This is a genomic window from Arthrobacter zhangbolii (assembly GCF_022869865.1).
Taxonomy (GTDB): domain Bacteria; phylum Actinomycetota; class Actinomycetes; order Actinomycetales; family Micrococcaceae; genus Arthrobacter_B; species Arthrobacter_B zhangbolii.
The window spans coordinates 427703-439746 of the sequence record NZ_CP094984.1 but is presented as its reverse complement, the minus strand read 5'-3'; the positions used below and the strand labels follow the sequence as shown (position 1 = coordinate 439746).

General features: G+C 67.2%; 10 protein-coding genes and 1 tRNA gene. 6 read left to right on the top strand and 5 right to left on the bottom strand.

The window, feature by feature from the left end; all coding sequences use genetic code 11:
* Nucleotides 1-62: 62 nt before the first annotated feature.
* Nucleotides 63-743, bottom strand: coding sequence for a hypothetical protein (locus MUK71_RS02135; protein WP_227905048.1), 681 nt, complete (start codon nt 741-743; stop codon nt 63-65).
* Between the two features lie 199 nt (nt 744-942).
* Between MUK71_RS02135 and MUK71_RS02130 the strand changes: the two genes are divergently transcribed.
* A complete protein-coding gene (locus MUK71_RS02130; RefSeq protein ID WP_227905046.1) occupies nt 943-2436 on the top strand; it encodes an aldehyde dehydrogenase family protein in 1494 nt (497 codons plus the stop codon).
* A gap of 83 nt (nt 2437-2519) precedes the next feature.
* Here MUK71_RS02130 and MUK71_RS02125 read toward each other — a convergent pair whose 3' ends face one another.
* Together MUK71_RS02125 and MUK71_RS02120 are read right to left on the bottom strand one after the other, a co-directional pair.
* Nucleotides 2520-3470: a zinc-binding dehydrogenase gene (locus MUK71_RS02125; protein ID WP_227905045.1), complete on the bottom strand. Its 951-nt coding sequence runs from the start codon at nt 3468-3470 to the stop codon at nt 2520-2522.
* 213 nt (nt 3471-3683) lie between these two features.
* Nucleotides 3684-5675, bottom strand: coding sequence for an FAD/NAD(P)-binding protein (locus MUK71_RS02120; RefSeq protein ID WP_227905044.1), 1992 nt, complete (start codon nt 5673-5675; stop codon nt 3684-3686).
* 97 nt (nt 5676-5772) lie between these two features.
* Between MUK71_RS02120 and MUK71_RS02115 the strand changes: the two genes are divergently transcribed.
* From MUK71_RS02115 to MUK71_RS02100, 4 genes are all read left to right on the top strand, one after another.
* Nucleotides 5773-7896: a prolyl oligopeptidase family serine peptidase gene (locus MUK71_RS02115; protein ID WP_227929382.1), complete on the top strand. Its 2124-nt coding sequence runs from the start codon at nt 5773-5775 to the stop codon at nt 7894-7896.
* Nucleotides 7897-7979: 83 nt separating this feature from the next.
* A tRNA-Ser gene (locus tag MUK71_RS02110) sits at nt 7980-8070 on the top strand.
* Between the two features lie 122 nt (nt 8071-8192).
* A complete protein-coding gene (locus MUK71_RS02105) occupies nt 8193-8795 on the top strand; it encodes a GNAT family N-acetyltransferase (RefSeq protein WP_227929381.1) in 603 nt (200 codons plus the stop codon).
* Between the two features lie 11 nt (nt 8796-8806).
* Complete coding sequence (locus MUK71_RS02100; RefSeq protein WP_227929380.1) at nt 8807-9847, top strand: aldo/keto reductase; 1041 nt, start codon at nt 8807-8809, stop codon at nt 9845-9847.
* Nucleotides 9848-9933: 86 nt separating this feature from the next.
* On the opposite strand, the gene MUK71_RS02095 is transcribed toward MUK71_RS02100, so the two are convergent.
* Nucleotides 9934-10479, bottom strand: coding sequence for a hypothetical protein (locus MUK71_RS02095; protein ID WP_227929379.1), 546 nt, complete (start codon nt 10477-10479; stop codon nt 9934-9936).
* 88 nt (nt 10480-10567) lie between these two features.
* Here MUK71_RS02095 and MUK71_RS02090 point away from each other — a divergent pair, with 88 nt between their 5' ends.
* On the top strand, nt 10568-11404 hold the full coding sequence (locus MUK71_RS02090; RefSeq protein ID WP_227929378.1) for a crotonase/enoyl-CoA hydratase family protein: 837 nt from the start codon (nt 10568-10570) through the stop codon (nt 11402-11404).
* Here MUK71_RS02090 and MUK71_RS02085 read toward each other — a convergent pair.
* Nucleotides 11380-11961 carry a hypothetical protein gene (locus MUK71_RS02085; RefSeq protein ID WP_227929377.1) on the bottom strand — a complete coding sequence of 194 codons (582 nt, stop codon included), beginning with the start codon at nt 11959-11961 and terminating at the stop codon, nt 11380-11382. The genes MUK71_RS02090 and MUK71_RS02085 overlap by 25 nt on opposite strands.
* Between the last annotated feature and the right edge of the window lie 83 nt (nt 11962-12044).

Genomic DNA, 12044 nt, shown 5'->3' with positions numbered 1-12044 from the left:
CTATATCCGCGCCGCAGCGCCTGGTGCTGTGTTGGATCGTGCATCCCCCAAACTGTTAGCGCTCAGTCCCCCAGACCGGCCTTGTCCACACGCCGGTGGAAGCGCATCCCGCCCAGGCCACCCAATACGGCACCCAGTAGGGCCACGGCAGCGGCAATCACTGCGGCGATGACAGCCGAAGCGGCTGCATTGCCGCCAAGGGCAGGAATCTGCGGAAAACCGTTGAGTTGGACCAGGATATTGAACTGGTCTCCGGCGATGGCCGCTGCGATGGCGGCAACAACGGCAATGAGGAGAGCCCAGACCCACACTGCTATTCCCTGTTTCATCCCGTTGAACCGGGCCATCCGCCCGGCAACGTAACCGCCGCAGTAATAGGCCACAAACAGGATGACCAGCAGCACGATGGTCCCGGTTACGCTGACCGCGGCAGCGTCCGCTGACCCGGCATCGGTATTGGCTACCAGCACCGCGCCGAGCGCCGTGGCCAGGGCACTGAGCAAAACCGTGGTGCCGATGGCGGTAAGCCAGCCGAAAAAGGCCGAGCCTATCTTCACCCCGCCGAAGCTGGCCTTCTCGCGCTCCACCACCCGCTGCCTGCTGCTGTCCCCCACATCGGTGGTGTCCGGCCGCAGATCTTCCGACCGCCGGCCGTCCGGTGTCGGGTCAGCACCGGCCCGTCGCCCTGCTCCGATCCCCTGCCCCCGCGCGCGGTCACCCGCAGCGCTCGCCCCTGTACTCATGAGGTGTGTCCTTTGCCGTTGGAACTGCCGGAAGCAATGCCTGTGTACGCCACACGGTAGGCGCAGTCGGCGGGAAAACAAAGGGTGCTTAGTTTAATATTCGTCTTGACTCTTTCCCGGCGCCTTCACATCGGGAATTCCTCGGCCCCCGGCCCGGTTATACCCCTCAACACACGTCAAGATTCATCAAGGAGAAGTCATGACAACGCAGGTTGAAGCAACGTCCCCCGCCCTCACGGATTGGATCCCCGCCAAGCAGTTCATCGGCGGCGAGTGGCGCGACGGCCGGTCGGAAAAGGTCCTGACAGATACCAATCCTTTCGACGGGTCCCAGTTGCTGACCATGCAGCAGGCCTCCCGGGAGGATCTGGATGACGCGTACGCTGCAGCTGCGGAAGCCCAGAAGGAATGGGCGGCGAAAACTCCCAACGAGCGCCGCGCCGTGATTGCCCGGGCAGCTGAGATCCTGGATGAGCGCCGCGATGAGATCATCGCGTGGCTGAACGCCGAGTCCGGCAGCACCATGCTCAAGGCAAACATTGAGGTGGCTTCCGCCGCCTCCATCACCCGCGAAGCGGCAACGTTCCCGCACCGGGTCTCCGGCAAGATCATGGAATCGGATACTCCGAACAAGGAACTGCGTGTCTACCGCGCCCCGCTGGGCGTTGTGGGTGTCATCAGCCCGTGGAACTTCCCCCTGCACCTGTCCCAGCGCTCCGTGGCTCCGGCCCTGGCCCTGGGCAACGCAGTGGTCCTGAAGCCGGCCAGCGACACCCCGGTCACAGGCGCCCTGATCATTGCCAAGGTCTTCGAAGAGGCCGGCCTGCCCGCGGGCGTGCTGAACGCCGTCGTCGGCGCCGGTTCGGAAATCGGTGACGCGTTCGTGGAGCACCCGGTACCCCGCATGATCTCCTTCACCGGCTCCACCCCGGTGGGCAAGAACATCGGCGCCCTGGCTGCCACCGGCGCCACGCTGAAGTACACCGCGCTGGAGCTCGGCGGCAACAGCCCCTTTGTGGTGCTGGCGGACGCCGACGTGGACCAGGCGGTCCGCGCCGCAGCGATGGGCAAGTTCCTGCACCAGGGCCAGATCTGCATGGCCGTGAACCGGATCATTGTGGAAGACGCCGTCTATGACGAGTTCGTGGAGAAGTTCACCGCACACGTGAAGACGCTGAACTCCGGCGATCCCACGGACCCGAAGAATATTGTGGGCCCGATCATCAACGCCAACCAGCTCCAGGGTCTGCAGACCAAGATCGAGACGGCCAAGTCCGAGGGCGCCCGCCTGGTGCTTGAAGGCGAAGTTAACGGACAGGTCCTCACCCCGACCGTCTTTGCCGACGTCACCAAGGACATGGAACTGGCCCGCGAGGAAATCTTCGGCCCGATCGCAGGCATCATGCGCGCCAAGGACGCCGAGGATGCACTGGCCCTGGCCAATGACACCGATCTTGGCCTCTCCAGCGCCGTGTTCACCTCCAACCTGGAACAGGGTGTGTCCTTTGCCCGCCGCATCAAGGCAGGCATGACCCACGTCAATGACTTCCCGGTCCAGGACGAGGCGCACATTGCCTTCGGCGGCGAGAAGAACTCCGGCCTCGGCCGGTTCAACGGCGAGTGGGCCATTGATGAGTTCACCACCGACCACACCATCAGCATCCAGCACGCTCCGCGCGACTACCCGTTCTAAGCGGCACAAGGGTATAAAGCACGACGGCGGCCCCGCACCTTTGGTGGTGCGGGGCCGCCGTCGTTTACGGGGTGGAACAGAAGCTAGTCCCCGAAGCGGGCCACGAGCCTGCCCAGGACCTGGTTGTTCTTCAGCCGTTCCAGGCCCTCACCCACCTGGTCGAAGCCGATTTCCTCGTACGCAGGGGTGATTTCCCCGCGCAGCATCAGATCGAAGACTTCCTCAATGTCGGCTACGGTGCCGCCGAGCGACCCTTCGATGGACTTACCCAGGATGGTGTTGGTCGCCACGGTGAAAGTGGGCTTGCCCAAGCCCACCTGGACCACCTTGCCGCCGCGCCGGACGGCGTTCACGGCCTTCTGCGTGGTGTCGAAGCCTGCGTAGTCAACGATGAGGTCAAAGTCGCCGCCACGCCGGGGATCCGTCACCCATTCCGCGGCATCCCTGACACAGGAAACGGCTCCCACTTCCCGGGCCGCCTCCCATGCTTCCTCTTTCATCTCTGCCACGTGCACTTCGGCGCCGGCGAGTACCGCTGCGCGGGCCCCGATCTGTCCCAGCCCGCCGAAGCCGATAACGCCCACCTTCATGCCCTTGCCGGCACCACCGACCTTGATCATCGCGTGGTAGGAGGTCATGCCGGCGTCGGTGGCCAGGGCGGCGAGGGAGAGATCCAAGCCGTCCGGGACCCGGGCGAGGTCACGGTAGTCGGCCGCCAGCTTGTCCGCGAAGCCGCCGGGGGTGAACATGCCCAGGGGCGGCTGAACGCCGGAGGAGCACACCCCCACCACATCGCCCACCTTGAAACCGGTAACCTCGGAGCCGAGCGCGGTAATAACACCGGCATTTTCATGGCCCTGCGTCATCGGCAGGAACGGCATGGCGGAGTCCCCCACCTCCATGTACATCACATCCGAGTGACAGAGGCCGGCGGCCTTCACATCGATGAGGACCTGGGTGGGGCTTAGGACGGGTTCCGGGACCTCGTTCAGCTGGATCGGCTGACGGTTCCCCATGTACTGCCAAGCTTTCATCGGACGGTTTCCTTTCGGGACGGGAAGACCAAGCAACCGGACCTGCCGGCGCCTGCCGGAGCACGTACCTCGACCATGCCCTTGCCCTAATTTTAAGTTTCCGGCAGCTGCCGGCCCCGGTGGTTCGCGCGACGCGGAGTCCCGGGCGTGGCAGAGATAGCAGTGCCGACGCCGCTGGTAGTCTGCGACGCACAGGCCCCGGTGCGGGGACGGTTAGGTGCCGGCCGGCACAGCCGGCATACCGGCGTCTTCCCGGGTGCCGGATCCGATACCCGTGAGCACAGCGGCGGCAATGTCGTCCGCGTCGCGGAGCGTCCTCGAACCTTCCGCGGCCGAGGAACCGGCTTCCGCGGCGATGGCGGTGCCCCACTGGACCGAGGAGAGCTGCAGCCCCAGGACGTACAGGTTGGGGACGGGTTCACCGCTCACGCTCACGCTCCGGTAGGGCGGCAGCGTGACATCCAGTCCGGGCGTCACCACCGGCGTACCGTCGGCGGACATCATCACCTTGGGCCGGGCCAGTCCGTCGCGGATCAGGCCGGCCAGCAGCGGGGACACACTGCGGTCCACCCGGTTGGGCGGCATCATCGCCTCCATCAGGGTCCGTGCCGCGTACTCCGTGCCGACCCATGGCGAGGAGGCGGTAAACACGCCGCGCGCCTCGTCCACGTCGAACCGCGGGTCGGGACCGACAAAGTGAACCAGGCCGGCACGGACCAGCGCGGCCAGCTGCTCAATCCGTTCCGGGGGCGGACCGCTGGCCAGGCCCTCCACCAATGGTTCAAACCAGCCGCGCAGTTCCGCCAGCCAGGATGCCTCGGCCAGGCCGCCGTCGGCCACCACGGATTTGAGCAGGCTGCGGCCGGCGTTCAGTGCGCCGATGAGCATCTTCAGCGGATCATCCTCCCCGGCGGCGGACCCGGCGGCGTCGTCTTCCAGGTAGGCGAGAACGGCGTCATCGAGTTCCTGCGGACCGGAGAACGGGCGGCGGCCCAGCGGCTGGGCAAGACCTTCAAGGTTGGTGCGCCGGGCTGACGGGACGTAACGGTCCAGCACCGCTTCCTTCGCCGCGTCCCATTCCGGTCCGGGCAGGTGCAGTGCGGCTTCGAGCTGTTCCAGGAATTCCTGCGGTGTTCCGTTCAGCTCGTCCCCGGCCACCCGGGCCAGGGTGCTGTAGTAGGCCCAGACGGCGTCGCGGTGCAACAGCGGCCACAGGTCATGGTCGAAGCCGGGCTGCAGCCCGTCCGCCTTGAACGCCTGCGCAGCTTCCCGGGTGAGCCAGCGCAGCCGTACGCTGCGCGGCACATAGGAGTCCAGCCGGGCCTTGGCCCGGTACGGTGTGCCGCGGCGGGATGCGGCAATCAGCTGCGGCTCCCGCCCGGACGGTTCGTAGCGCAGGGCCCGGCCGGCCGGCTGCCCGGTCGCCACGAACCGTCCGCCGCGGCCAATGGTCACGGCGGCCATGACATCGAAGAAGTTCAGCCCCAGCCCGCGGATCAGGACCGGCTCTCCCGCGGGAAGGCGGGAGAAGTCGACGTCGGCCGGTACCGCCGGCGGCAGGTAGGTGAGGTGATGGCGCTCGGCGGCGTCCTGCAGGCGCGCCTGCTCGGGCGAGAGCAGAGCCGGCAGGTGGCCGATGGCCAGGACGACGGCGTCCGCGGCCAGCACCTGCTGTGCCTCCAGTTCCACCACGAGCCGGCCATCGGGTGCCCGCGTCACGCTGAGGGCTTCGGTACGCCGGTGCACCAGCTCCACGCCGTCTTCGGCAGCGGTTTTCTTCAGCTGCTCGAACATCCATTCCAGATACCGGCCGTACAGCGGACGGCTGGGGAAGTCCGCCGGGCCGAGGGCCGCGAGTTCCGCCTGGTCCCCGGCCGGGAGTCCTTCGGCGGCATGGCCGCGGGCAGACATCAGCTCGCGCCACTGATTAAAGGAGAGCCCCTCCGGTGAGGGCAGCAGGTCCCGGACCGTGTCACCGGCGGGAACCACCGTGGGAAACAGCGCCGGAGTGTTCATCAGGAAAAGCCTGGACTGGCCGGTGCGCCAGACGTGGCCGGGACCGGGGTTGAAGGGATCCACCAGCTCAACGGTCAGCGGCCGCCGGTCCTCCGACGCGCGGCGGTGGCTAAGCAGCCGGTCCAGCACCGACAGCCCGCGCGGGCCGGCACCGATGACAGCTACCCGGAGACTTTGCGTGGAACCCATGCCTCTAGGGTATCGGCAGTCCGTGCCCCGGATTCCCGCGCCTACCCGCAGGAGAGGTGTCCCGGCCGCGGGCGGTGTTCGGAACTAGGATGGGGCCATGACTTCGGCGAACCCTGACCAGGCCCCTGCAGAAACTGACGAGTTCCTCTGGCTGGAGGACATTTATGGCGACAGGCAGCTGGACTGGGTCCGCCGCGAGAACGCCGTGACGGAGGAGCTGCTGTCCCGGACGGGCTTTGAGCGCACCGAGGAACGACTGCTGGAGGTGCTGGATTCCACCGACCGCATCCCCATGGCCGGAAAACGCGGGGACCACTATTACAACTTCTGGCGCGACGCTGAACATCCCAAGGGCCTGTGGCGCCGCACCACTTGGGAAAGCTACGTGGCACCGGATACCGAGTGGGAGGTGCTGCTGGACCTCGATGAACTCAGCGCCGCCGAGGGCACCGAGTGGGTCTGGGGCGGATCTCTGTTCCTGCGTCCCGCGGACGGCGTTTCCTACCGGCGTGCCCTGCTGGTCCTTTCCCCCGACGGCGGGGACGCCGCCCGCTACCGCGAGTTCGACGTCGTGGACCGCGCCTTTGTTCCCGGCGGTTTCGACATCCCCACGGCGAAAAGCCGGATCAGCTGGGCCGGTGAGGACACACTGTACGTCGGCACTGATTTCGGCCCCGGCTCCATGACCACCTCCTCCTACCCCCGCACCAGCAGGATCCTGCGCCGCGGCCAGGAGCTGGCGGACGCCGAGCTGTACTTCGAGGTCCCGGAAGACCACATGATGGCCGTGGTGCAGCGGGACCAGACGCCCGGGTTCGAACGCGACATCGCCGTGGACATCATCGACTTCTACAACACCCGCACCTTCCTGCGGGAGGGCGGCGAATGGGTCCAGCTGGACGTACCGCTGGATGTGAACGTGGATGTGCACCGGCAGTGGCTGCTGCTGCGTCCACGCACCGACTGGGAGCTCGACGGCGAGATCCACCCGGCCGGGTCACTGCTGGCGGCATCACTGGCGGACTTCACCGGCGGAAACCGGAAGGTGCACCGCATCTTCACCCCGGAACCGTCCACCTCCCTGCAATCCTGGAGCTGGACCCGCGACCGCCTGCTGCTGAACCTGCTGCGCGACGTCAGCTCCCAAATCACCGTCCTGGCACCGGAGGAGGGCTGGCGGGCGGAACTGCTGGACGCCTGCCCGCCGCTGCACTCGGTGGATGCCTACGCGGTGGACGACGAGGATGAGAAAGCCGGCAACGATTACTGGCTGATCAGCACCGGGTTCCTGACCCCGTCCACTGTTTCCCGGGGAACGCTGGCTGTGGGCGGGTCCGAAGGAAGCACCGCTACGCCAGTAAAGACCTCGCCGGCGTTCTTCGACACCTCCGGGCTTACCGTCGAACAGCATTTCGCTGTTTCCGCCGACGGCACCCGGGTCCCGTATTTCCAAGTGGGCCCCAAGGACCTGGTGCTCGACGGCGGGAACCCGACCCTGCTGAACGGATACGGCGGATTCGAGGCCTCCCTGACTCCTGCCTACAGCGGCATGGTGGGCCGCGGCTGGCTGGAACGCCGCATCACCGATGCCGACGGTGTGGAACGCCGCGGGGTGTATGTGCTGGCCAACATCCGCGGCGGCGGGGAATACGGTCCGGCATGGCACCGGGCCGCACTGCAGGAGAACCGGCACCGGGCCTATGAGGATTTCGCTGCCGTGGCAGAGGATCTGGCCGCGCGCGGCGTCGCCTCCCGGGAGCATCTTGGCTGCACCGGCCGCAGCAACGGCGGACTGCTGGTAGGCAACATGCTCACCACGTATCCGCACCTGTTCGGTGCCGTGTCCTGCGGGGTGCCGCTGCTGGACATGCGCCGCTACACCAAGCTTTCGGCCGGCTATTCCTGGATTGCCGAATACGGGGATCCGGATGATCCGGCGCAGTGGGAGTTTGTGCAGACCTTCTCGCCCTACCACCTGATCAGGGAAGGCGTGTCCTACCCGCCCGCGCTGATCTGGACCGCTACCAGCGATGACCGGGTGGGACCGGTGCAGGCCCGCAAGATGGCCGCCCGCATGAAGTCCATGGGCGCCGGCAAGGTCTGGTTCCATGAGGCCCTGGAGGGCGGCCATGCCGGTGCGGCGGACAACCGGCAGAGCGCCCGCATGTACGCCATGTCCTACGAATTTCTCTGGGAAGCGCTGACCGGCGGGCTTGCCTGAGGCGTTTTGCCGAAACCGGCCGCTTGCCGGTAGTCTTGTCAGGCTGGCAGCGGAAGCTGCAAGCCATGCTGAATCAGTATGTTGGAGACGTGCCAGAGCGGCCGAATGGGCTTCACTGCTAATGAAGTGTGGGCCTAAAGCCCACCGGGAGTTCAAATCTCCCCGTCTCCGCCACTAGTCCCCCGGTTTTCCGGGGGACTTTTTGCGTTCACCCCCGGGACGGCGGCTTATCCCCTCCTTTTCGGCGCGCATCCCTGCTCCGGCAACTGCGCTCCGGCTCCGGTAGATTCAGCTCCGTGCCGACTAACAACTTCCCGCGCAGCGGACCACGCGTGGCCCTGCGGGACCTCATGCCCACCGATTTCGACGCCGTGCATTCCTTCGCCTCGGACCCGGCGGTGGTTCAGTGGTCCACGTGGGGGCCCAACACGCCCGAGGAAACCCGCTCTTTTCTTGACGGCGCCGTCGCGGAAGCTGCCGCGCCGGAGCGGCCCGGCTTCACGCTCGCCGTCACGGTGGACGGTGAGGTAGTGGGCACGGCAGCGGTGTGGACCACCAGCCCCGCGGACCGGGACGGGGAACTGGGCTATACCCTGGCGAAGGATGCCTGGGGGCAGGGCATCGGCACCGAAACCGCCGGGCTGCTGCTGGACCATGCCTTCGACACCATGGGACTGGAACGGGTGGAAGCCACCTGCCACCCGGACAACACCGGCTCGGTGCGGGTGCTGGAGAAAAACGGCTTCCGCTTTGAAGGCAGGCTGCGCGGCCATAAGAGCGTCAACGGGCAGCGGCGGGACTCCCTGCTGTTCGCCGCATTGCGCATCGATCGTATGCCGCTGCGTTCGGAGCCGGAGCCGGATAGGCTGACAGCCGGTCCGTCAGCATCCCAACAGTGAAGGAAGCCCCCATGGAAATGCGACTACTGGGCCGCAGCGGCACTGCGGTGAGCAACTATGCCCTCGGCACCATGACCTTCGGCAACGAGTCCGACGAGCGCGTCTCGCACGCCCTGCTCAATGACTACGTGGCCGCCGGCGGCAACTTCATCGACACCGCGGATGTCTACACCGCCGGTGCATCGGAGGAAATCATCGGCCGCTGGCTGCACGCCAATCCCGACGCCGCCGCCGACGTCGTGCTGGCCACCAAAGGCCGTTTCCCCATGGGCTCGGGCGCCAATGACCTGGGCACCTCCCGCCGGCACCTGCGCCGCGCCCTGGATGACTCCCTCACCCGGCTGGGCGTGGACCACGTGGACCTGTACCAGCTGCACTCCTGGGATCCGTACACTCCGCTGGAGGAAAGCCTGGGCTTCCTCAATGACGCCATCACCGCAGGCAAGATCAGCTACTACGGTCTCTCCAATTTCACCGGCTGGCAGCTGACCAAGGCCGTGTATGTGGCCCGCGAACACGGCTGGGCGCTGCCGGTGACCCTGCAGCCGCAGTACAACCTGCTGGAACGTGAAATCGAATCGGAAATTGTTCCGGCGGCACTCGATGCCGGCCTGGGCCTGCTGCCCTGGTCCCCGCTGGCCGGCGGCTGGCTCACCGGCAAGTATGACCGGGAGACCGTGCCTGCGGGAAACACCCGCGTGGGAGATAACCCCACCCGCCAGTTCCAGGGCTGGGACCTGCGCAGCCACAACGAACGGACCTGGCGGATCCTGGACGAGCTGCGCACCGTTGCACACGCCCACGGGGCAACCGTGGCACAGGTGGCCCTGGCCTGGCTGGCCGGACGCCCGGGAGTGACTTCGGTGATTCTCGGTGCACGGACCACCGACCAGCTGGCAGACAATCTGGGCGCAGCGTTCCTCACGCTCACTCAGGAGGAGACCGGGAGGCTCACCGAGCTGAGCATGCCGCAGGTAGGGAACTATCCCTATGGCCCCGACGGGCTGAACCAGCGCGAGCGCCTGCTCGGCGGCGGACGCACCGGACGCTAAGCTCCCGACGCAGGGAGAGCCCCGAAGAACAGCAACGCCGGACCGGGCTGCCGGTCCGGCGTTGCTGTTTCAGGTTCGTAGAGCCGTCAGGGCTTCAGGAAATCCTCGGGCCGCAGCTGCTGCGCCCATTTGCTGATTTCCTCTTCCTCCACCGGATCGGCCTTGCCTGCCTTCGCGGCGGCGTCCGGTGTCGCAGCACCCTTTGCGGGGGCGGCATCGCTCCCGGATTCGGGTGCGGGGTCCGGGATGGGGCGCACGTACGGCTGCGGGTGTGCGGCCATGTTCTGGATGGCGGCACCCGAGGCGCGGATACCGGCGCCGGTAAACATGGCGTAAAGCTTCAGTGCCTTGACCGGCTGGCCCTGGCCCAGTGCTGCATAGATCTGCCTGTGCTGGTCCGCGCTAAGCAGGGCGGCCGCGTCCTTGGCAGCCTGCGGCGAGGTGCCGGTCTCCCCGGGTGCGGGACGCGGGCGCGACGGGCGGGCAGGCCTGGCCGGCTGCCCCTCGGTGGAGCGCGGCGCCGAGGCCGGACGGTCCTTGGCCGCGGCGGCGCGGCGCTTCTCGAACCTGCCCACGAGCGCGCTCACAACAGCGATGGATAGGACGAAGAGGATGATAACCGCAAGCTCCATACCTTGATCCTAGCTTCGCTTTCTCCGGGCCCTAAAACGGCCGGTATATTGACGTTCGACACATGCACGGCCAATCAACGGAGATGCCATGACTTCCAGCGCCACCACTTTGCCGGGACTGCGGTCCCTCCGTGTCGAAATTCATGCCGGCGTAGCCGAGGTCCAGCTGATTGGCCCGTCCAAGGGCAACGCCATGGGCCCGGATTTCTGGACCGAGCTGCCCGAGGTCTTTGATGCCCTGAGCACCAATGACGATGTCCGGTCCGTCCTGCTGTACGGGTCCGGTGGGAACTTCAGCTACGGCCTGGACCTGCCGGCCATGGCTCCCGTCTTCGCTCCGCTGCTGGGTGCCGGCGGGATGGACGCCAGGTTGCGTGAGGGTTTCCGCCGGCAGATCCGCGCATTGCAGGACGCCGTCAGTTCGCTGGCCCGCTGCGCCAAACCCGTGATTGCCGCCGTGGACGGCTGGTGCATCGGCGGGGCCATTGATGTGATCGCCGCGGCGGACATCCGTATCTCCTCCCCTGCCACACGGTTCAGCGTCCGCGAAGTGAAGGTGGCCATCGTGGCCGATCTCGGCTCGCTGCAGCGCCTGCCGGCCATCATCGGTGAGGGTGCCACCCGGCAGCTGGCCCTGACAGGCGAAGACTTCGACGCCGCCCGCGCCCGTGAACTGGGCCTGGTCACCGAAGTGGCTGACGACGTCGTCGCCCGGGGCCGTGAGCTGGCCGCCCAGGTGGCAGCGAACCCGCCGCTGGTGGTGCAGGGCGTCAAGCAGGTGATGAACCGGCGGACGCAGAACTCCGTGCAGGACGGGCTGGATTATGTGCAGGTCTGGAACTCGGCGTTCCTGGCCAGCCACGACTTCGGTGAGGCGACCGCCGCGTTCGCCGAGCGGCGTCAGCCGGTTTTCCGCGGGGAGTAACCGGCGCCGCCCCGGCCGTGGCGGGAGCCTGCCTGCACAACGACGGCGAACGCGGCTGCGGCAACCAGAGCCAGGATCGGCGCCGCGAAGGGCAGGGCCGGGAAAAAAGCCAGCACCAGGGCCGCCGCCAGTGCCGTTCCACCCATGGCAGCGGTGCGGAGGTCCCGGGTCCGCACCGAGAGCAGAATCAGCGCAAGACCGGGAACCGGGCTGAAGACCAGCGCGGGAGTAAACGGAATACAGAAGACGCCCAGCCCGGCCAGTGCCGCCAGGGCTCCGCGCTGCTGCCGGATTCCCAGACGTTCCTCCGCGCGTGCAGTGAGGAACCAGGCGGCCAGCAGCAGGGCCGCCGCCAGGATTCCGGCGCCGAAGGCCACCAGCAGGGAACCGGCCTGGTTCTGCGGAACAAACGGCAGCCCGCCGGCTCCCGCCAGCTGCCACACGATCCCGAGCGCTGCCGCCGTGCCTGTGGCAGCGTACAGCCACAGGGCCGCCCGGCGGTCGGCGGAATGCGCCGCATCCGTGCCCGGTGTGGGCGCTGCCGTTTGGGTGCCCATGGTTCTCCCCCGTGTGTTCCCTCGTCCTGCCGGGATGCCCTAGTCCGTGGGTCGGGTCCCGGTGTCGGGAAATCTAGCACGCC